General features: G+C 59.9%; 22 protein-coding genes. 12 read left to right on the top strand and 10 right to left on the bottom strand.

The genetic code is table 11. The features are described 5' to 3' along the window. Positions 1–165 precede the first annotated feature (165 nt). Positions 166–1,590 carry a gamma-aminobutyraldehyde dehydrogenase gene (locus C8K58_RS16425; protein WP_108573936.1) on the top strand — a complete coding sequence of 475 codons (1,425 nt, stop codon included), beginning with the start codon at positions 166–168 and terminating at the stop codon, positions 1,588–1,590. A gap of 289 nt (positions 1,591–1,879) precedes the next feature. After that, the gene (locus C8K58_RS16420) at positions 1,880–3,505 is read left to right on the top strand and encodes a glucan biosynthesis protein D (RefSeq protein ID WP_108573935.1); all 1,626 of its coding nucleotides are present in this window, start codon (positions 1,880–1,882) and stop codon (positions 3,503–3,505) included. 45 nt (positions 3,506–3,550) lie between these two features. On the opposite strand, the gene C8K58_RS16415 is transcribed toward C8K58_RS16420, so the two are convergent. From C8K58_RS16415 to C8K58_RS16405, 3 genes are all read right to left on the bottom strand, one after another. Further along, entirely contained in the window at positions 3,551–3,736 is a 186-nt protein-coding gene (locus C8K58_RS16415; protein ID WP_027604533.1) for a hypothetical protein, read from the bottom strand. A gap of 270 nt (positions 3,737–4,006) precedes the next feature. Continuing rightward, positions 4,007–5,113, bottom strand: coding sequence for an NADH:flavin oxidoreductase/NADH oxidase (locus C8K58_RS16410; RefSeq protein WP_108573934.1), 1,107 nt, complete (start codon positions 5,111–5,113; stop codon positions 4,007–4,009). Positions 5,114–5,239: 126 nt separating this feature from the next. Beyond that, positions 5,240–7,141: a potassium transporter Kup gene (locus tag C8K58_RS16405; protein WP_027604535.1), complete on the bottom strand. Its 1,902-nt coding sequence runs from the start codon at positions 7,139–7,141 to the stop codon at positions 5,240–5,242. Positions 7,142–7,554: 413 nt separating this feature from the next. Between C8K58_RS16405 and C8K58_RS16400 the strand changes: the two genes are divergently transcribed. The 7 genes from C8K58_RS16400 (at position 7,555) to tsaA (ending at position 12,316) form a co-directional block, all read left to right on the top strand. After that, positions 7,555–7,878 carry a type II toxin-antitoxin system RelE/ParE family toxin gene (locus C8K58_RS16400; RefSeq protein ID WP_027604536.1) on the top strand — a complete coding sequence of 108 codons (324 nt, stop codon included), beginning with the start codon at positions 7,555–7,557 and terminating at the stop codon, positions 7,876–7,878. Further along, the gene (locus C8K58_RS16395) at positions 7,875–8,210 is read left to right on the top strand and encodes an addiction module antidote protein (protein ID WP_043293399.1); all 336 of its coding nucleotides are present in this window, start codon (positions 7,875–7,877) and stop codon (positions 8,208–8,210) included. Before C8K58_RS16400 ends, C8K58_RS16395 begins: the two co-directional genes overlap by 4 nt. 180 nt (positions 8,211–8,390) lie before the next feature. After that, positions 8,391–9,731, top strand: a complete 1,341-nt coding sequence (rimO, locus tag C8K58_RS16390) for a 30S ribosomal protein S12 methylthiotransferase RimO (RefSeq protein ID WP_005785474.1) — start codon at positions 8,391–8,393, stop codon at positions 9,729–9,731. Positions 9,732–9,830: 99 nt separating this feature from the next. Continuing rightward, complete coding sequence (locus C8K58_RS16385; protein ID WP_027604538.1) at positions 9,831–10,304, top strand: GNAT family N-acetyltransferase; 474 nt, start codon at positions 9,831–9,833, stop codon at positions 10,302–10,304. Positions 10,305–10,375: 71 nt separating this feature from the next. After that, positions 10,376–11,086: an rRNA pseudouridine synthase gene (locus tag C8K58_RS16380; RefSeq protein ID WP_092356391.1), complete on the top strand. Its 711-nt coding sequence runs from the start codon at positions 10,376–10,378 to the stop codon at positions 11,084–11,086. 69 nt (positions 11,087–11,155) lie between these two features. Beyond that, complete coding sequence (locus C8K58_RS16375; RefSeq protein ID WP_027604540.1) at positions 11,156–11,617, top strand: DUF1456 family protein; 462 nt, start codon at positions 11,156–11,158, stop codon at positions 11,615–11,617. Positions 11,618–11,620: 3 nt separating this feature from the next. Next, positions 11,621–12,316, top strand: a complete 696-nt coding sequence (gene tsaA, locus C8K58_RS16370) for a tRNA (N6-threonylcarbamoyladenosine(37)-N6)-methyltransferase TrmO (protein ID WP_027604541.1) — start codon at positions 11,621–11,623, stop codon at positions 12,314–12,316. A gap of 117 nt (positions 12,317–12,433) precedes the next feature. On the opposite strand, the gene fpr is transcribed toward tsaA, so the two are convergent. Beyond that, entirely contained in the window at positions 12,434–13,213 is a 780-nt protein-coding gene (fpr, locus tag C8K58_RS16365) for a ferredoxin-NADP reductase (RefSeq protein WP_003172178.1), read from the bottom strand. Positions 13,214–13,337: 124 nt separating this feature from the next. Here fpr and C8K58_RS16360 point away from each other — a divergent pair, with 124 nt between their 5' ends. Further along, a complete protein-coding gene (locus C8K58_RS16360) occupies positions 13,338–14,264 on the top strand; it encodes a LysR family transcriptional regulator (protein ID WP_027604543.1) in 927 nt (308 codons plus the stop codon). 3 nt (positions 14,265–14,267) lie between these two features. Here C8K58_RS16360 and C8K58_RS16355 read toward each other — a convergent pair whose 3' ends face one another. The 3 genes from C8K58_RS16355 to C8K58_RS16340 all read right to left on the bottom strand — a co-directional run bounded on the left by C8K58_RS16355 (position 14,268) and on the right by C8K58_RS16340 (position 16,328). Then, positions 14,268–14,630 carry a diacylglycerol kinase gene (locus C8K58_RS16355; RefSeq protein WP_065938722.1) on the bottom strand — a complete coding sequence of 121 codons (363 nt, stop codon included), beginning with the start codon at positions 14,628–14,630 and terminating at the stop codon, positions 14,268–14,270. Positions 14,631–14,705: 75 nt separating this feature from the next. Then, positions 14,706–15,356, bottom strand: coding sequence for a response regulator transcription factor ErdR (erdR, locus tag C8K58_RS16350; RefSeq protein ID WP_027604545.1), 651 nt, complete (start codon positions 15,354–15,356; stop codon positions 14,706–14,708). A gap of 252 nt (positions 15,357–15,608) precedes the next feature. Then, positions 15,609–16,328: a tRNA-uridine aminocarboxypropyltransferase gene (locus C8K58_RS16340; protein ID WP_108573932.1), complete on the bottom strand. Its 720-nt coding sequence runs from the start codon at positions 16,326–16,328 to the stop codon at positions 15,609–15,611. Between the two features lie 179 nt (positions 16,329–16,507). Here C8K58_RS16340 and C8K58_RS16335 point away from each other — a divergent pair, with 179 nt between their 5' ends. Together C8K58_RS16335 and C8K58_RS16330 are read left to right on the top strand one after the other, a co-directional pair. Further along, positions 16,508–16,948, top strand: coding sequence for a PA3611 family quorum-sensing-regulated virulence factor (locus C8K58_RS16335; RefSeq protein WP_027604548.1), 441 nt, complete (start codon positions 16,508–16,510; stop codon positions 16,946–16,948). A gap of 377 nt (positions 16,949–17,325) precedes the next feature. Beyond that, positions 17,326–18,438, top strand: coding sequence for a TIGR00730 family Rossman fold protein (locus C8K58_RS16330; RefSeq protein ID WP_027604549.1), 1,113 nt, complete (start codon positions 17,326–17,328; stop codon positions 18,436–18,438). 265 nt (positions 18,439–18,703) lie between these two features. Here C8K58_RS16330 and recX read toward each other — a convergent pair whose 3' ends face one another. From recX to C8K58_RS16315, 3 genes are all read right to left on the bottom strand, one after another. Next, positions 18,704–19,171, bottom strand: coding sequence for a recombination regulator RecX (gene recX / locus C8K58_RS16325; RefSeq protein ID WP_016977936.1), 468 nt, complete (start codon positions 19,169–19,171; stop codon positions 18,704–18,706). 8 nt (positions 19,172–19,179) lie between these two features. After that, positions 19,180–20,238, bottom strand: a complete 1,059-nt coding sequence (gene recA, locus C8K58_RS16320) for a recombinase RecA (protein WP_003189042.1) — start codon at positions 20,236–20,238, stop codon at positions 19,180–19,182. Positions 20,239–20,321: 83 nt separating this feature from the next. Continuing rightward, positions 20,322–20,822 (bottom strand): CinA family protein, encoded by a 501-nt coding sequence (locus C8K58_RS16315; protein WP_027604550.1) that lies wholly within the window; start codon positions 20,820–20,822, stop codon positions 20,322–20,324. Positions 20,823–20,846 lie beyond the last annotated feature (24 nt).

Below are 20,846 nucleotides of genomic sequence, written 5' to 3'. Positions count from 1 at the left end.
CCACTGAAGGAACGCGGTTCAAATGTGGGAGGGGGCTTGCCCCCGATAGCGGTGTGACAGCCAACACAGCTGTCACTGAACCACTGGCATCGGGGGCAAGCCCCCTCCCACATTTAAATCCGGTTTCTTCAGGGAAATAACACGCGTTTTTTGGAGGACTCAATCATGCAAACCAAACTGCTGATCAACGGCCAACTGGTACAAGGCGAAGGCCCGGCCCAGGCCATCTTCAACCCGGCATTGGGCCGCGTGCTGGTGGAAATCAAAGAAGCCAGCGAAGCCCAGGTCGACGCCGCCGTGCGCGCCGCCGATGCGGCCTTCGAAGGCTGGTCGCAGACCGCGCCCAAGGATCGCTCGCTGTTGCTGCTGAAACTGGCCGACGTGATCGAAGCCCACGGCGAAGAACTGGCCAAGCTGGAATCGGACAACTGCGGCAAGCCCTACAGCGCCGCGCTGAACGACGAGATCCCGGCAATTGCCGACGTGTTCCGCTTCTTCGCCGGCGCCAGCCGATGCATGAGCGGTTCGGCCGGTGGTGAATACTTGCCCGGCCACACCTCGATGATCCGTCGCGACCCGGTGGGCGTGATCGCGTCCATCGCGCCGTGGAACTACCCGCTGATGATGGTCGCCTGGAAAATCGCACCGGCCCTGGCCGCGGGCAATACCGTGGTGCTCAAGCCGTCGGAGCAAACCCCGCTGACCGCGTTGCGGATGGTCGAGCTGGCGTCGGAGATTTTCCCGGCCGGAGTACTCAACCTGGTGTTCGGCCGTGGGCCTACCGTGGGCAGTCCGCTGGTGAACCACCCGAAAGTGCGCATGGTGTCGCTGACCGGCTCCATCGCCACAGGCGCGAATATCATCTCCAGCACCGCCGACAGCGTGAAGCGCCTGCACATGGAGCTGGGCGGCAAGGCGCCCGTGATCATCTTCAACGACGCGGATATCGATGCAGCGGTGGAAGGCATTCGTACCTTCGGCTTCTACAACGCCGGGCAGGACTGTACCGCAGCGTGCCGGATTTATGCGCAGGCGGACATCTACGATGCCTTTGTGGAGAAACTCGGCGCGGCGGTCGCCAGCATCAAATACGGCTTGCAGGATGACCCGGCCACTGAGCTGGGCCCGTTGATCACTGCGCAACACCGCGACCGGGTTGCCGGGTTTGTCGAACGCGCCGTGGCGCAGCCGCATATCCGCCTGGTCACCGGTGGCAAGGCAGTGGAAGGCAATGGCTTCTTCTTTGAGCCGACCGTACTCGCCGATGCGCAACAGGACGATGAGATCGTGCGCCGCGAGGTGTTCGGGCCGGTGGTGTCGGTGACCAAATTCACCGATGAGGCGCAGGTGCTGGGCTGGGCCAATGATTCGGACTACGGGTTGGCGTCGTCGGTATGGACCGCCGACGTAGGACGCGCCCACCGCCTGGCCGCGCGCTTGCAATACAGCTGCACCTGGGTAAACACCCATTTCATGCTCGTCAGCGAAATGCCCCACGGTGGTCAGAAACTGTCGGGGTATGGCAAGGATATGTCCATGTATGGCTTGGAGGACTACACCACGGTTCGGCATGTGATGTTCAAGCACTGATCCCCCAAGTGCCGTAACGCTTTATTGTAGGAGCGAGCTTGCTCGCTCCTACATTTGGATCTTCATAATTCGTGGGTAATGTGTTCACTCACAGCGTCGGAAATGTCTTGTCGCATTTGCAATGCCATCACCCCGCCATCAATCAATTTTCCTTCTCCATCGAACCGCTTAAGCTATCCGGCGTCTGTTTAATGTCCGTTGTGTTTGGCCGAAGGCATGTCCGAACCGTAATTTCTGATCCAGCACGTGCCAGGAACGGCGCGGGATTTGCTCACGACAGGTTGTCTCTATGCACCGCAGGAATTTGCTCAAAGCCTCCATGGCCATTGCGGCCTACACCGGTTTATCGGCCAGCGGCCTGCTTGCCGCGCAGGCCTGGGCCGGGAACCGTGCCGCCGATGGCAAGGCCGTGCCGTTCGATTTTGAAACGCTCAAGGCCCAAGCCAAACAGCTCGCCGGGACCGCGTATAAAGACACCAAACAGGTGCTGCCGCCCACCCTGGCGACCATGACCCCGCAGAATTTCAACGCCATCGGCTACGACGGCAACCATTCGCTGTGGAAGGAATTGAACGGCCAGCTCGACGTGCAGTTCTTCCACGTCGGCATGGGCTTCAAGACACCGGTGCGCATGCACAGCGTCGACCCCAAGACCCGTGAAGCCCGCGAAGTGCATTTCCGCCCTTCACTGTTCAATTATGAAAAAACCACCGTCGACACCAAACAGCTGACCGGCGACCTGGGTTTCTCCGGCTTCAAGTTGTTCAAGGCGCCGGAACTGGATCGCCATGACGTGCTGTCGTTTCTCGGCGCCAGCTACTTCCGCGCGGTGGATTCTACCGGCCAGTACGGCCTCTCCGCCCGTGGCCTGGCGATTGATACCTACGCAAAAAAACGCGAAGAGTTCCCCGACTTCACGCAGTTCTGGTTCGAGACCCCGGACAAGAACGCGACCCGCTTTGTGGTCTACGCCCTGCTCGACTCGCCGAGCGCCACCGGCGCCTACCGCTTCGATATCGACTGCCAGGCCAACCAAGTGGTGATGGCCATCGACGCCAACATCAATGCCCGCACCGCCATCGAACAGTTGGGCATCGCCGCCATGACCAGCATGTTCAGTTGCGGCACCCACGAACGCCGCATGTGCGACACCATCCACCCACAGATCCACGATTCGGACCGCCTGGCGATGTGGCGAGGTAATGGCGAGTGGATTTGCCGCCCGTTGAATAACCCGGCCAAGCTGCAGTTCAATGCGTTCGCCGACACCGACCCGAAAGGTTTCGGCCTGGTGCAGACCGACCATGAGTTCGCCAGCTACCAGGATACCGTCGACTGGTACAGCAAGCGTCCAAGCCTGTGGGTCGAACCGACCACCGCCTGGGGCGAAGGCTCGATCGACCTGCTGGAAATCCCCACCACCGGCGAGACCCTGGACAACATCGTGGCCTTCTGGACCCCGAAAAAGCCGGTGGCGGCCGGCGACTCACTCAACTATGGCTACAAGCTGTACTGGAGCGCCCTGCCCCCGGTCAGCACGCCGCTGGCGCAAGTCGATGCGACCCGTTCCGGCATGGGCGGCTTTACCGAAGGTTGGGCGCCGGGCGAGCACTACCCGCCAGTGTGGGCGCGCCGCTTTGCCGTGGACTTCAAGGGCGGCGGCCTGGACCGTTTGCCGGCCGGCACCGGGATCGAGCCGGTGGTGACCTGCTCCCACGGCGAAGTGAAGGATTTCAGCGTGCTGGTGCTCGACAACATCAAGGGCTATCGCATTCTGTTCGATTGGTACCCAACCAGCGACAGCGTAGAGCCGGTGGAACTGCGGCTGTTTATTCGCACCCAGGACCGCACCCTGAGTGAAACCTGGTTGTATCAGTACTTCCCGCCGGCACCGGAGCAGCGCAAGTACACCTGATCCAGATCGTTCCCACTCGCGTGGGAACGATCCTCGCGCACGCCATCAGAACCGCGACACACTCTTCATCGCTCCAATCAGATACCGCATCGCCACCTGATCGTTTTCGGTCAGGGCGCGATACTGCGCCAGTAATTCGGCTTCGTCCGAACTCAACCTGCGGCCACGCAAGGACACCCTGCGGGTAAAAAAAGACACCACCGCACCCGCTACACCATAGGACTTGGCCATGGACTGTTTCTCCTGATATCGATCAAAAACTCCTGTGCCCACAAACCGTTTCCCGGGGAGCGCAATGCCTCCGTGAACAAACAGGCTGACTTCCTGGGCCAGAAATCAGTCCTACCCTAAGCGTAGAAACAATCTCGTTACGTGTGGGATTTTTTTAGAGCATTCACTTAAAAAATCACCTCGGTAACAAATACCTACAACCCCATCCCACAGCAGCAGGCAAAAAAAACCCACCGGTTCAAGGTGGGTTTCGACGGCGCCGACGCAGGATCAATCCCTCAAGTCAGACTCATGGATCGGTTGGTCCCGATGGGTCGCTCGTTGGTACTGAGCCGGCCAAATGGCCTTGCGCCCGCCCAGATCATCATCGGCATGCAACGGCCAGTAAGGGTCACGCAGCAGTTCACGGGCCAGGAAGATGATGTCGGCCTGGCAGGTACGCAGGATGTGCTCGGCCTGGGCCGGTTCGGTGATCATGCCGACGGTGCCGGTGGCGATGCCCGACTCCTTGCGTACACGCTCGGCAAAGCGCGTCTGGTAACCGGGGCCGGTGGGGATTTCGGCGTTAGCGGCAGTGCCGCCGGAAGACACGTCGATCAGGTCCACGCCCAGGTCTTTGAGGCGACGCGCGAGTTCCACGGTTTCATCAGGGTTCCAGCCATCTTCCACCCAGTCGGTGGCCGACACCCGCACGAACAGTGGCAGCTCCTGGGGCCAGACCTCGCGCACGGCCTCGGTCACTTGCAGCACCAGGCGGATACGGTTCTCGAAGGAGCCGCCATATTGGTCCTGCCGCTGGTTGCTGATGGGCGAGAGGAATTGATGCAGCAGGTAACCATGGGCGGCGTGGATCTCCACCACTTCAAAACCGGCGGTCAGGGCTCGCCTGGCGGCGGCGACGAAGTCGGCGATCACTTGCTGGATCTGCGCCTCACCCAAAGGCTTGGGTTGGGTGTGCTGCGGGTCAAAGGCAATCGGCGACGGCCCCACCGGCACCCAGCCACCGTCTTGCGGCTTGACGCTGCCGTGCTTGCCGATCCATGGGCGGTGGGTGCTGGCCTTGCGCCCGGCATGGGCCAGCTGGATGCCCGCCACCGCGCCCTGGGCGGCGATAAACCGTGTGATGCGCCGCAGGGGTTCGATCTGTTCGTCGTTCCACAGGCCCAGGTCTTCGGCCGTGATGCGGCCATCGGCGGTTACGGCGGTGGCTTCGGTGAATATCAGCCCGGCGCCACCGACCGCGCGGCTGCCGAGGTGGACCAGGTGCCAGTCGTTGGCCAGGCCATCGACACTTGAGTACTGACACATCGGCGACACCGCGATACGGTTGAGCAGGGTCAATTGGCGCAGGGTATAGGGTTCGAGCAGCTGACTCATGGCGCACCTCTTCTGGGGTCTGTGGGCACTATTCAAACAGTGCTTAGAGCCTAGTCGACAACCGTGGATTGCACAGGGTTCAGACGTAAAGCGGGAGCCGATTGCCGGCTCCCGTACCGCGCAGGCTTACATTTCGACCTGGGTGCCCAATTCGATCACTCGGTTGACCGGGAGCTTGAAGAACCGCAGGTTGCCGTTGGCGTTCTTGAGCATGAATGCAAACAACGCTTCGCGCCAACGGGCCATGCCCTTGATGCGGGAGGCGATGACGGTTTCACGGCTGAGGAAGTACGTGGTGCGCATCGGACTGAAATCCAGGCCGTCCAAATGGCACAGCTTCAACGCTTCGGGGACGTCCGGCTCATCGGTAAAGCCGAAGTGCAGGATCACGCGAAAGAACCCCTCGCCGTAGGAATCCACCTCGAAGCGCCGTGAGGCCGGGACACGCGGGATGTCTTCGTAGACCACCGTCAGCAACACCACCTGTTCATGCAGCACCTGGTTATGCAGCAGGTTGTGCAACAGGGCATGGGGCACGGCGTCCGGGCGCGCAGTAAGGAACACCGCCGTGCCCTGCACGCGATGCGGCGGCTGCACGCGGATGCTGCTGATGAAGATCGGCAACGGCAGGCCACCTTCGTCGAGGCGGTCCACCAGCAATTGCTTGCCGCGCTTCCAGGTGGTCATCAGCACGAACAGCACAATCCCCGCCAATACCGGGAAGGCACCGCCCTGGATGATCTTCGGCACGTTGGCCGCGAAGTACAGCCCGTCCACCAACAGGCAGCAGACCAGGACCGGCACGGCCAGAATCGGTGGCCATTTCCACAGCAACAGCATGACTGCCGACACCAGGATGGTGGTCATCAGCATGGTCCCCGTCACCGCCACGCCGTAGGCCGACGCCAGTGCGTTGGAGGACTCGAAACCCAGCACCAGCAGGATCACGCCGACCATCAGCGACCAGTTCACCGCACCGATATAGATCTGGCCCTGTTCGGCGCTTGAGGTGTGCTGGATATGCATACGCGGGATATAACCCAACTGGATCGCCTGGCGCGTCAACGAAAACGCACCGGAAATCACCGCCTGGGACGCAATCACCGTGGCCAGGGTGGACAACACCACCAGCGGGATCAGCGCCCAACTTGGCGCCAGCAGGTAGAACGGGTTGCGTGCGGCTTCCGGGTCGCCCAGCAGCATGGCGCCCTGGCCGAAATAGTTGAGCACCAGCGCCGGCAACACCAGGATGAACCAGGCGCGGGCGATGGGCTTGCGGCCGAAGTGCCCCATGTCGGCATACAGCGCCTCGGCACCGGTCAACGCCAGCACTACCGCACCGAGGATTGCCACGCCAATGCCAGGGTGGGCCTCGAAGAAACGCACGCCCCACATCGGGTTCAGGGCATTGAGCACTTCAGGGTGCAGGGTAATGCCATACACGCCGAGGCCACCCAGCACCAGGAACCAGGTCACCATCACTGGCCCGAACAGCTTGCCGATGCGGTCGGTACCGTGCTTCTGGATCAGGAACAGCGCCACCAGCACCACCAGGGCGATCGGCACCACCCATTTTTCCAAGCCGTCGAACGCCAGCTCCAGGCCTTCAATGGCCGACAGCACCGAAATCGCCGGGGTGATCATGCTGTCGCCATAGAACAACGCCGCACCGCACAGGCCGCACACCACGAGGAAACTGCGTAACTTCTTGCGCTCCCCCGCCGCCCTTCGCGCCAACGCGGTCAGAGCCATGATGCCACCTTCGCCCTGGTTATCGGCGCGCAGCACGAACAGCATGTACTTGATCGACACCACCCAGATCAACGACCAGAAGATCAGCGCCAGGATCCCCAGCACACCGTCATGGTTGACCTGCACCCCATAACCACCGTTGAACACCTCTTTGAGGGTATAGAGCGGGCTGGTACCGATATCGCCGTAAACCACCCCGACCGCTGCCACCAGCATGCCGATCGGCTTTGCGTTGGAATGCTCGGCACCTGCTGCCTGACTACTTGCCTGACCCATCAACCACTCCTGCCCTTTGACCTGAGGTCTCTTATAAACAGCGCGTCTAAGCTGACCCTAGCATGCGCTGTTTTACTTGTCGTAACAGACGTTTTATTGACCCAAGGGTTTTCCCCGTGCGCAACGGCGCGAAGCATAGCGCAGCGGTCGTCGTATTTCCCTGCTCAAGTGATTCGGGTATCGATTTACACCGTCAGTCGTAGATGAAGCGGCATTTTGGAGCCTTTTTGCCTGCATTGATCACATTTACGGCCAACCGTATATTTTCCGCCCGGCTCAGTAGCGCAGCCTCAGCGGTGTATGCGCAAGCTCCTTGGCCACCTTGCCTGATCAATAAATCGCGCGCCTGCATCACCTGCGTAGTCGATATAAAAACTCAATCATTGCCCTGTCTCTTTTAAGGTACATTCCGCATGTACGAAGTGAAACACGTACTTTCAGTCAACGGGGTGGATATCTACCAGGCTTGGCTGGACACCGTGCAAGACACGCGTTCAAAGGCAAGAATCACCACCAGAGTGGATCGAGCTTCCCTTGGCCACTTTGGTGTTACCGAGTCGGTGGGTGACGGGGTCTTTGAGATGAAACTCGACTTCGGGCCTGGGTTTCGTGTGTATTACGCAATCCAGGATCGAAAAATTGTTTTCCTGTTGGGCGGCGGCTCAAAGGTCAGGCAGCAGAACGACATTGATCAGGCCAAGGCCCTCTGGAAATCTTACAAGGTGCAGCAAAAATGACCATTCGTACTCGTTCTCATGAAGATAGTGTTCTTGAAATGCTCCGAGACGACGAAGCATTTGCCTTGGAATATCTATCTGTCGCGCTTGAGGAAATCGATGAAGCGGGTGGGGAAGACGCGTTCCTTGTCGCTATCCGTCGAGTGGCGGACGCTCGCGGCGGGATGCTCAGTCTGTCGCAGAACACGGGCCTCAATAGAGCAAATCTCTATAGGTCCCTCGGCGTCGGCGGCGACCCAAAGCTTTCCACTCTCCTGAAAGTGCTTCAGGCGTTAGGTGTGGGCATGTCTAAAGTTGTAACGCACCGCACAGAGCAGGACGTCCGGGCTTAAGAACGTGTAAGGGCTGGGCGATTCACCCAACACAGCACTCGTCGCATTTCCCTGCATAAAGCTGGTCAAGAGCGTTGCCCGTCGCTAGAATTGCGCACTTTTTGATCAGAGGCGCAGCAAGCGCCCGTCCGCAGCCCTGTCGTGCCCGACTGGCGGCGTCATTCAATACCGAGGTTAGACATGTCCACCACCATCGCAAAAGCCAACCCCAAGGTTGGCTTTGTTTCCCTGGGTTGCCCGAAGGCTCTGGTCGATTCCGAACGCATCCTCACGCAACTGCGCATGGAAGGCTATGACGTGGTGTCCACTTACCAGGACGCCGATGTGGTGGTGGTCAACACCTGCGGCTTTATCGACTCGGCCAAGGCAGAGTCCCTGGAAGTGATCGGCGAAGCCATCAAGGAAAACGGCAAGGTCATCGTGACCGGCTGCATGGGTGTGGAAGAAGGCAATATCCGCAACGTGCACCCCAGCGTACTGGCCGTGACCGGCCCGCAGCAGTACGAGCAGGTGGTCAATGCCGTGCACGACGTGGTGCCGCCGCGCCAGGATCACAACCCGCTGATCGACCTGGTACCGCCTCAAGGCATCAAGCTGACCCCGCGTCACTATGCGTACCTGAAGATTTCCGAAGGCTGCAACCACAGCTGCAGCTTCTGCATCATCCCGTCGATGCGCGGCAAGCTGGTCAGCCGTCCGGTGGGTGACGTACTCGACGAGGCCCAGCGCCTGGTCAAATCCGGCGTCAAGGAGCTGCTGGTGATCTCCCAGGACACCAGCGCCTACGGCGTCGACGTGAAATACCGCACCGGCTTCTGGAACGGCGCGCCGGTGAAAACCCGCATGACCGAACTCTGCGAAGCCCTCAGCAGCCTGGGCGTGTGGGTGCGCCTGCACTACGTCTACCCGTACCCGCACGTGGACGAGCTGATCCCGTTGATGGCCGCCGGCAAGATCCTGCCGTACCTGGACATCCCGTTCCAGCACGCCAGCCCGAAAGTGCTCAAGGCCATGAAACGCCCGGCCTTCGAAGACAAGACCCTGGCGCGCATCAAGAACTGGCGCGAGATCTGCCCCGAGCTGATCATCCGTTCGACCTTCATCGTCGGCTTCCCCGGCGAAACCGAAGAAGACTTCCAGTACCTGCTGGACTGGCTGACCGAAGCGCAACTGGACCGTGTGGGCTGCTTCCAGTACTCGCCCGTGGAAGGTGCCCCGGCCAACCTGCTGGACCTGGCCGTGGTCCCGGATGACGTCAAGCAGGACCGTTGGGAGCGCTTCATGGCGCACCAACAGGCAATCAGCTCGGCGCGCCTGCAACTGCGTATCGGCAAGGAAATCGAAGTGCTGATCGATGAAGTCGACGAGCAAGGCGCAGTCGGCCGTTGCTTCTTCGATGCACCGGAAATCGACGGTAACGTGTTTATCGACGATGCCAGCGGCTTGAAGCCAGGTGACAAGGTCTGGTGCACGGTGACCGACGCCGATGAGTACGATCTGTGGGCTGAAAAGCGCGACTGATCAAAAAAACTTGAAAAGCCCTGCCTCTGGACAAGATGCGGGGCTTTTTTAGGTCTATCTTTTGCACATCAGCACCCATCATCGCAAGGGGCAGCGGGCATGCGTCAGCATTCGGTTATCCACACACCTAAAGCCAGCGACTACGCAGAGCTGGCGCGCATCTGGGAGGCCTCGGTGCGGGCCACCCATGATTTTTTGCCGGACAGTTACATCGTATTGCTGAAAAACCTGCTGCTGACCCGCTACCTGGATTCGGTGATGCTGATCTGCACCAAAGACACACGCCAGCGTATTACCGGGTTTGCCGGGGTGGCGTGCGGTAAGGTGGAGATGCTGTTTATCGACCCGCAATACCGCGGGCAAGGCCTAGGCCGGCAGTTGCTGCGTTATGCGATCGAGCGCATGAACGCCGATGAACTCGACGTCAACGAGCAGAATCCCCAAGCCTTGGGGTTCTATTTCAAGCAGGGTTTCGAAGTGGTCGGACGCACCGAACATGACGGCCTGGGGCAGCCCTATCCGTTGCTGCACCTGCGCCTGCGCCAGCAACAACAAAGCGCCCGTCAGGGCTAAATGAAATGGGGCCGGGATTAACCGCGCCCACACAGGTACAATAGCCGCCCCCTTTTGTTACGGCCCTTGTCATGACTGACCCCATACGCCTCTCCAAACGCCTTATCGAACTGGTCGGTTGCTCCCGTCGGGAGGCTGAGCTGTTTATCGAAGGCGGCTGGGTCTCGGTGGACGGTGAAGTGATCGACGAGCCGCAATTCAAGATCACCACCCAGAAGGTCGAACTGGACCCGGAGGCCAAGGCCACCGCGCCAGAGCCGGTGACCATCCTGTTCCACGCCCCGGCCGGTGTCGATGCCGAGACGGCAATGGCCTCGATCAGCGCCGAAACCCTGTCCGAAGAACACCGCTTCAGCAAGCGTCCGCTCAAGGGCCACTTCCTGCGCCTGACCGCCAGCGCCGACCTGCAAGCCAAGGCCAGCGGCCTGCTGGTGTTTACCCAGGACTGGAAGATCCTGCGCAAGTTGACCGCCGATGCCGCCAAGATCGAGCAGGAATACGTGGTGGAGGTTGAAGGCGACATGGTTGCCCACGGCCTCAACCGCCTGAACCACGGCCTGACCTACAAAGGCAAAGAGCTGCCAGCCGTAAAAGCCAGCTGGCAGAACGAAAATCGCCTGCGCTTTGCGATGAAAAACCCGCAACCAGGCGTGATCGCCCTGTTCTGCGAAGCCGTTGGCCTGAAAGTCGTCGCTATCCGCCGCATTCGCATCGGCGGCGTGTCCATCGGCAAAGTGCCGGTTGGCCAATGGCGTTATCTGTCCGGCAAAGAAAAGTTCTAAACAGCCTCCCCCTTTCCAGGCACCGCCCCACTCGGCGGTGCCCACCGTTGAAAACCAGGATTGCCCACCATGATTCACAACGACGTACTGCGCAGCGTGCGCTACATGCTCGACATCAGCGACAACAAGATGGTCGAGCTTATCAAGCTCGGCGGCATGGACGTGACCAAGGAAGACCTGCTGACCTACCTCAAGAAAGACGAGGAAGAAGGCTTTGTGTTCTGCCCGGATGAGGTCATGGCCCACTTCCTCGATGGCCTGGTGATTTTCAAGCGCGGCAAGGACGAAAGCCGTCCGCCGCAGCCGATCGAAACCCCGGTGACCAACAACATCATCCTCAAGAAACTGCGTGTGGCCTTCGAACTGAAGGAGGACGACATGCACGCCATCCTCAAGGCTGCCGAATTCCCGGTGTCCAAGCCTGAGCTGAGCGCGCTGTTCCGCAAGTTCGGCCACACCAACTACCGCACCTGTGGTGACCAGTTGCTGCGCAACTTCCTCAAGGGCCTGACGCTGCGGGTTCGCACGTAAGCCATGGGTTACCAGGTCTCGCCGGTCGGTTTCGTACGCTCCTGCTTCAAGGAGAAGTTCGCCATCCCGCGCCAACCGCAACTGGCGCCTGCCGCGCGGGGCGTGCTGGAGTTGGTGGCGCCGTTCGACCAGGGCGAGGCGGTACAGGGCCTGGAGCAGGTCAGCCACGTGTGGCTGTTGTTTCTGTTCCACCAGGCCCTGGAAGACAAGCCCCGCCTGAAAGTGCGCCCGCCCCGCCTGGGTGGCAACACGTCCATGGGGGTGTTTGCGACCCGCGCGACTCATCGGCCCAACGGGATTGGCCAGTCAGTGGTCAAGCTGGACAAGGTGGAGCCGGGCCGGCTGTGGATCTCCGGGATCGATTTGCTCGATGGCACCCCGGTATTGGATATCAAGCCGTATGTGCCCTACGCCGACATCATCGACACAGCCACCAACAGCATCGCCAGTGGTGCGCCGCAGCTGATTCCCGTGCAGTGGCTGAAGACGGCGCTGCAGCAGGCACAAGGCCACGCCCAGCGCCTTGGGGAACCGTTGGTGGAGTTGATCGACCAGTGTCTGGCACAGGATCCACGCCCGGCGTACCAGACGCCTGGGCCTGAACGCGAATACGGGGCGCAGTTCTGGGATGTGGATGTGCGCTGGCACTATCCAGAGGCCGGGATGATTTGTGTGCTGGAAGTGGTGCCGGCGGGATAAACCGGAAACCCAATGTGGGAGGGGGCTTGCTCCCGATGGCAGTGGATCAGTCAACGTGTATATCGACTGATCCACCGCCATCGGGAGCAAGCCCCCCTCCCACATTTTTTACCGCAGTTATTTCTCGACGAACGCGCGCTCGATCAAGTAATCACCCGGCTCACGCATGCGTGGCGAAACTTTCAGGCCGAAGCTGTTCAGCACTTCGCTGGTCTCGTCCAACATGCTTGGGCTGCCGCACAACATGGCGCGGTCGTCCTCGGGGTTGATCGGTGGCAGGCCGATGTCGCTGAACAGCTTGCCGCTGCGCATCAGGTCGGTCAGGCGGCCTTCGTTTTCGAACGGCTCGCGGGTCACGGTCGGGTAGTAGATCAACTTCTCACGCAGGGCCTCGCCGAAGAATTCGTTCTGCGGCAGGTGCTCGGTGATGAATTCGCGGTAGGCGACTTCGTTGACGTAGCGCACGCCGTGGCACAGGATCACTTTTTCGAAACGCTCGTAGGTTTCCGGGTCCTGGATCACGCTCATGAACGGAGCAAGACCGGTACCGGTGCTGAGCAGGTACAGGTGTTTGCCCGGCTTCAAATCGTCAAGCACCAGAGTGCCTGTCGGTTTTTTGCTGATGATGATCTCGTCGCCTTCCTTCAAGTGCTGCAATTGGGAAGTCAGCGGGCCATCCGGCACCTTGATGCTGAAGAACTCCAGATGCTCTTCCCAGTTCGGGCTGGCAATGGAGTAAGCGCGCATGAGCGGGCGGCCGTTGGGCTGTTGCAGGCCGATCATCACGAACTGACCGTTCTCGAAGCGCAGGCCCGGATCGCGGGTGCACTTGAAGCTGAACAGAGTGTCGTTCCAGTGATGAACACTGAGGACACGCTCGTGGTTCATGTTGCTCATGTACGGGGGACTCCTGGAAATGGGTCTGCGCCAAAGATGAAGTGCGCAATTGCACAGCATTCTAATGGCGGCGACAATATCTGTTAACTGGATTATTAAGATAAGGGTTATCGGTTATATCGATATGCGATTTACTCTCCGTCAACTGCAAGTCTTCGTCGCCGTCGCCCAGCAGGAAAGCGTCTCTCGCGCTGCTGGCCTTCTGGCCTTATCTCAATCCGCCGCCAGCACCTCGATTACCGAGCTGGAGCGTCAATCCAGCTGCCAATTATTCGACCGTGCCGGCAAGCGCCTGAGTCTCAACGCCTTGGGCCATCAGCTGTTGCCTCAAGCGGTGGCGCTGTTGGACCAGGCCAAGGAGATCGAAGACCTGCTCAACGGTAAGTCCGGCTTCGGCTCCCTGGCGGTCGGCGCGACCCTGACCATTGGCAATTACCTGGCCACCCTGCTGATCGGCAGCTTCATGCAGCAGCACCCCGAAAGCCAGGTGAAGCTGCATGTGCAGAACACTGCCAATATCGTGCACCAGGTTGCGCACTACGAAATTGACCTGGGTCTAATCGAAGGCGACTGCAGCCACCCCGATATCGAGGTGCAAACTTGGGTGGAAGATGAGCTGGTGGTGTTTTGCGCGCCCCAGCACCACTTGGCCAAGCGCGGCGTGGCCACCCTGGAAGAGTTGACCCATGAGGCCTGGATCCTGCGGGAGCAAGGCTCCGGCACGCGCCTGACCTTTGACCAGGCCATGCGCCATCACCGCAGCGCGCTGAATATCCGCCTGGAGCTGGAGCACACCGAGGCGATCAAACGGGCGGTGGAATCGGGTTTGGGCATCGGGTGTATTTCCCGGCTGGCGCTGCGCGATGCATTTCGCCGTGGCAGCCTGGTGCCCGTAGAAACCCCGGACCTGGACCTGGCCCGACAGTTCTACTTCATTTGGCATAAACAGAAATACCAGACCTCCGCGATGCGGGAGTTCCTGGAGCTGTGCCGCGCCTTCACCGCCGGGGTTCAGCGCAGCGACGAGATCGTGCTGCCGAGCATTGCCTGATCGTCAGATCAGGATCACGGCCCACACCAGGGTGATCATGGTCAACGCCACGAATTGCGCGGCGCTGCCCATGTCCTTGGCGTTTTTCGACAAGGGGTGGCGGTCGAGGGAAATACGGTCGATCGCCGCTTCTACCGCCGAATTGAGCAATTCAACGATCAAGGCCAACAGGCACACTGCAATCAGCAGCGCGCGCTCAACACGGCTGACGTGCAGGAAAAAACTCAGCGGGATCAGGATGACGTTCAACAAGACCAGTTGACGGAACGCCGCCTCACCGGTGAACGCCGCGCGCAGACCATCCAGGGAATAGCCCCCTGCATTGAAGATACGTTTGAGACCGGTTTGACCCTTGAAAGGCGACATAGACGTAGGCAACTGAACCAAAGAAGTGGGGAAACTAGATCACGCAAAGTCAAAAAAGCGTGAATCGATAACAACTTAATGCTGAGCAATTGACTCAAGTTGTTGCAAGAGCAGCGCCGCCTGGGTCCGCGTACGCACCCCCAATTTGCGAAAAATTGCCGTGACATGCGCCTTGATGGTCGCTTCCGACACACTCAGCTCATAGGCGATCTGCTTGTTCAGCAAACCTTCGCAGACCATGGTCAGCACTCGAAACTGCTGGGGCGTCAGGCTGGCCAAGCCATCACGGGCGGCCTTGGCTTCGTCGGACACGTTGATGTGTTCGAATGCCTGCGGCGGCCAGGACACATCACCGTCCAACACTGCGCGCACGGCCTTCTGAATATCTTCCATCGCGCTGGACTTTGGAATGAAGCCGCTGGCGCCAAACTCCTTGGAACGCACCACCACGTCGGCGTCTTCCTGGGCAGAGACCATCACCACGGGGATCTGCGGGTATTGCCCACGCAGGAGCACCAGCCCCGAGAAACCGTAGGCGCCGGGCATGTTCAGGTCGAGCAGCACCAGGTCCCAATCGGATTTTTCGGTAAGGCGGGTTTCCAGCTCGGCAATGCTGGCCACTTCAACCAGGCGCACGTCGGGGCCAAGGCCCAGGGTCACGGCCTGATGCAGCGCACTGCGAAACAGCGGGTGGTCATCGGCTATCAGGATTTCGTATGTGGCCATTGATTAAATGATCCTGTTTTTTATGGCAGCCCCGATGGGTTCGGGGTTCACCAATACACAAGGCGACAGCCAGGCAGCCATCGCCACAGGGTACGTTCAACGTCAAAAGCACTTGGAACGACGTCGAAAACTCACGGTTGCACCCCAATCGGCGCTCAGCATGCCCAGCGCAGCCTGGGGGGTCAAGCACTACGCCCATGGGCATTTTAGCGGCATGCAGGTTTACGGTGCCATCGTGCAAACGTCGTCTGGCTATAGCGTGGCTATATAGGGTGCAAGACGAGTATGGACGCTGTCGGTCGGGTCCAGTGGCAGCTGGAACTTGGCGGCCAGGTAATGGGTGCTGAATACGTCGAGGTAGGCGTCCAGCACTTCGCTGGCAGCAGCGTCATCGGCCAGTTCCAGGCACAGGGCGGCGACTTCGGCGGTGCAGAAATGGTCGTCACGCTTGGAGCGGCGCAGTTTGTAGCGCGAAAGCTGCTCAGGCGCCAGGCTCAATACCGGCAGATGCTCCAGATAGGGACTCTTGCGAAACATCTTGCGCGCTTCGCTCCAGGTGCCATCCAGCAGGATGAACAGCGGGCGCCTGCCTTCTGCCACCGTCACGGTACTGACGACACGCTCGGGCGCCACGAATTCGCCGGGGAACACGATGTAGGGCTGCCACTGCGGGTCAGCGAGCAGGGTGAGCAATTCCGGGTCGACTTCGGTGCGCGACCAGGCGAATGCCGTGGTGTCCTCGACCACGTCGGCGATCAGCCAGCCGGTGTTGCTGGGTTTCATGGGTTCGACATCGTGCATCAGCAGGCACATGGCGGACCTGGCCGCGACCTGGGGGCGCCAGGCACACAGGCAGTATTCGGGGATGACCCGGCAGCCGGGGCAGCGTTCGGCACGGGAGCCTCGATTGACGAAGGGCTTGATCGCGCGTGCCAGGCGCTGTGTACGCAGGCGAGAGACGGCGTGGCTCATCGGATGCGCCGTACAGAGGGGTAGATCGACACGGAGAAAACTCGTGGAAGGCTGAAGTGACCGCAGTTTACCAGCGATACGCCTGGCTGTAGTGGCAAGGGGTCACCTATAATTGCGCGCCACTGAACGCACAGCGCAGTGGCTGGTCTATGCACCAGTAACCGAATCAGGAGAGTTTCATGCTGCGTTCCATGCTGCGTCTTGCCGCCCCATCCATCGCACTTGCGCTGGTACTGCCCGTGGGCGCCCAGGCGGCCTCGCTGCTGGAGGCCCAAATGAACCGGAAGCTGCAAAGCGTCGCGACTGAAAGCAACAAGGACCTGCCGCGAGAAATCGACGAAAAAACCCTGGAAGTGGCCTACACCGTTGAGGGCATGCAACTGATCGATCACCTCAGCGTATTGCCTGATCGCGCCGAACAGATGCGCGCCAACCCCAAGGCGGTGTATTTCCAGCTGGGGCAAAGCGTGTGCCTGAACAAAGGTTATCGCGAGCTGATGGCCAAGGGCGCAGTGATGCGCTATGAAATCACCGAGAACAAGACCAATCGTCCTGTGGCATCGGTGAAATTCGTGGAAGCGGATTGCCCGGCACCAGCTGCCGCCAAGAAGAAAAAGTAATCTTCGCTTGCCCTTCGCGCGCTGCTGTCCAGTAGCGCGCACTCCCCTGCTTCATTTCCCTGCAGGCGGCTAAACTCCCTGCTGAGTGACCAATAAGCGGTTGCCAGCCAAGGGTTTTTCGGCCCATGATCAAGTCATCCTGATCGCCCGTTCATCACGGCTTCCACGCCGTTCTGTAACATTTCCAGGGCAAAAGAGGGTTGCCCTCCTGCGACGTGCAGTGCAAAGGTTTTTTAAATCACAAGGAATATACAGAGCCCGTTTGCTGCCTGGCGAACACGTGCAATGCCTTGGGTATGCAGCGACACATGCAGTGTCGTGGCCCCCGGACGAATCTCTCGCCGCTGGCCCAGCCTCTGTGAAGAAGGAGAAGTTGAATGCCTTACGAACCGAATGACCACCTGCTCCGGCATTTTGAAGAAAACGGGGCCGACCTTACGCAACAGGTTGAAGCTCAGCTCCAGCAGATCGCCCCCAACAGCCCGAATATCCCCTTGTATCGCGACATGATCCTGACCGTGCTGCGCATGGCCCAGGACGACCGCAACCGCTGGAACGCCAAGATCACCTTGCAAGCCATTCGCGAACTGGACCACGCCTTCCGCGTACTCGAACAGTTCAAGGGGCGCCGCAAGGTCACGGTGTTCGGCTCGGCCCGCACCCCGGTGGAAAGCCCACTGTACGCCTTGGCCCGCGAGGTGGGTGCCGCACTGGCCCGTTCGGACCTGATGGTAATCACCGGTGGTGGCGGCGGCATCATGGCGGCGGCCCACGAAGGGGCAGGCCTGGAACACAGCCTGGGGTTCAATATCACCCTGCCGTTTGAACAGCATGCCAACCCGACCATCGATGGCACCGAGAACCTGCTGTCCTTCCACTTCTTCTTTACCCGCAAGCTGTTCTTCGTCAAGGAAGCCGATGCGCTGGTGTTGTGCCCGGGTGGTTTCGGCACCCTGGATGAAGCCCTGGAAGTATTGACCCTGATCCAGACCGGCAAAAGCCCGCTGGTGCCGGTAGTGTTGCTGGATGCGCCCGGTGGCGGTTTCTGGCAAGGCGCCCTGGACTTTATCCGTAGCCAGCTGGAAGCCAATCGCTACATCCTGCCCACCGACCTCAAGCTGGTACGCCTGGTGTACAGCGCTGAAGAGGCAGTGGAAGAGATCAATCAGTTCTATGCCAACTTCCATTCCACACGCTGGTTGAAACGTGAGTTTGTGGTGCGCATGAATCACCCGCTCAGCGATCAAGCGCTGGCTCATTTGCAGAGTGAATTTGCCAGCCTGCGGTTGAGCGGAGAATTCCAGCAACTGGCCTATACCGGTGAGGAGCATGATGAGCCGAAGTTCAGCCATTTGACGCGGTTGGTGTTCAACTTCAATGGCCGCGACCAGGGCCGGTTGCGGGAGCTGGTGGATTACATCAACTTGCCGGAGAACTGGGCGCAGGCTCAGGGGAAGACGCAACAACGGGTAGCGCCGCAGCCGGCGTGAAATCCAGAAACGCAGGATCCAGAAACGCAAAAAGGCCCGCTATTTTCATAGCGGGCCTTTTTTTGGGGGCTTCAGGTTTGGTGTTTCAGGTTTAGATCGAAGGGGAGGCCATTGGGGCTGCTTCGCAGCCCAGCGCGGGGCAAGCCCGCTCACCACAAACAAGCCCGCTCACCACAACAAGCCCATTCACCACACAACAAGCCCATTCAACAAACAACAAGCCTATTCACCACACAACAAGGCCGTTCACCGCACAACAAGGTGTTCAGTCATCCATGTCTCGGCCACTTAATAAGCGGCTGATCATTTCCATCGAAAAACCGCGATAACTCAAGAAACGCCCCTGCTTGGCGCGTTCCCTGGCATCAATGGGGAGATGACCCGAGAATTTGCGGCGCCAGGTGTCTTCCAGTTGCGCCTGCCAACTGATACCGCACTCACGCAAGGCAAGGTCGATATCGGCGCGCTGTAAACCGCGCTGGCTCAGCTCTTCGCGAATACGCGCCGGGCCATAGCCGGACCGGGCTCGGTAGGAGACAAAACTTTCGAGATAACGGGCTTCCGAAAGCAGCCCCTCTTCCGTCAAACGGTCAAGGGCGGTTTCGATCATCTCAGGTTCCGCGCCGCGTTGACGCAGCTTACGCGTCAGCTCGACTCGACCATGCTCGCGGCGAGCGAGCAGGTCCATTGCGGTACGCCGAACGGCGACGAGTGTATCCAGTACAACGGTCATCGTTTATTTCAGATGTCAGTATCGGCTTCTTCTACTTCTTCAACCGGCTCGCGGTTGGCGGCAGCTTTCACGTCTGGTGCTGCGGTCAGCAGTTTGTCGCGGATCTGCTTCTCAAGCGTGGCAGCGATATCCGGGTTGTCCGCCAGGAACTTGGCCGAGTTGGCCTTGCCCTGACCGATCTTGCTGCCATTGTAGGCATACCAGGCACCGGATTTTTCAACGAAGCCGTGCAGCACGCCCAGGTCGATCATCTCGCCGTTCAGGTAGATACCCTTGCCGTAGAGAATCTGGAATTCAGCCTGGCGGAAAGGCGGAGCCACTTTGTTTTTCACGACCTTGACGCGGGTTTCGCTACCGACCACCTCGTCACCCTCTTTCACCGCGCCGGTACGGCGGATGTCCAGGCGGACCGACGCGTAGAACTTCAGCGCGTTACCACCGGTGGTGGTTTCCGGGCTACCGAACATCACGCCGATCTTCATGCGGATCTGGTTGATGAAGATCACCAGGCAGTTGGCGTTCTTGATGTTACCGGTGATTTTACGCAGCGCTTGGGACATCAGGCGGGCTTGCAGGCCCACGTGCATGTCGCCCATTTCGCCTTCGATTTCAGCCTTGGGTACCAGGGCTGCAACGGAGTCGACCACGATCACGTCGATGGCGTTGGAGCGCACCAGCATGTCGGTGATTTCCAGGGCTTGCTCACCGGTGTCCGGCTGGGACACCAGCAGGTCGTCAACGTTGACGCCCAGCTTGCCGGCGTATTCAGGATCCAGGGCGTGCTCGGCGTCGACGAACGCGCACGTAGCGCCCATTTTTTGCGCCTGGGCAATCACCGACAGGGTCAGGGTGGTTTTACCGGAAGATTCAGGACCGTAGATTTCAACGATACGGCCTTTTGGCAGGCCGCCAATGCCGAGCGCGATGTCCAGACCCAGAGAGCCAGTGGAAATAGCCGGGATCGCCTGACGGTCGTGATCGCCCATACGCATTACGGCACCCTTGCCGAATTGACGTTCGATCTGACCCAGGGCCGCAGCCAAGGCTTTCTTCTTGTTGTCGTCCATTAAAGTCCTCACGTAATCAATAAGGCCTGACGGCCAACACCTGTATAAGTAGACAGTATTGTTCCACAAAGATCGGAGATCGCCTACCCCTGATTTTCTATTTCTGCTGCAGCTCGTCGCAACAAGCCCTCCAGCGCGGCCTTCACCGTTTGTCGGCGGACCTCGTCGCGGTTGCCAGGGAAGTGCTGAAGCTCGGCCGTGACCTCCTCGCCAACGCCAAAGGCCAGCCACACGGTGCCCACCGGCTTGTCCACCGAACCACCATCGGGCCCCGCCACACCGCTGACCGCCACGGCAAAGCGCGCCAGGCTTTTCTCCTGGGCGCCGCGCACCATGGCCTCCACCACTTCCTGGCTGACCGCCCCAACCTTTGGAAACAAGGTTTCCGGCACATTCAGCTGCCGGGTCTTCTGCCGATTGGAATAGGTGACATACCCCGCCTCGAACCAGGCCGAACTCCCCGGGATCCGCGTAATGGCCTCGGCGATACCGCCACCGGTACAGGATTCCGCGGTGGTGACGTGGGCATTGAGCACCTGCAGGCGGCGGCCCAGGTCAGCGGCAAGTTGAGTGATTTCCTTCACGACGGTCTCCAGAAGTGGGCGGGG

The organism is Pseudomonas sp. GV047 (assembly GCF_003058245.1).
GTDB classification, from domain to species: domain Bacteria; phylum Pseudomonadota; class Gammaproteobacteria; order Pseudomonadales; family Pseudomonadaceae; genus Aquipseudomonas; species Aquipseudomonas marginalis.
Note: the sequence above shows the minus strand (reverse complement) of the source record. Positions and strands in the feature narration are given on the sequence as shown.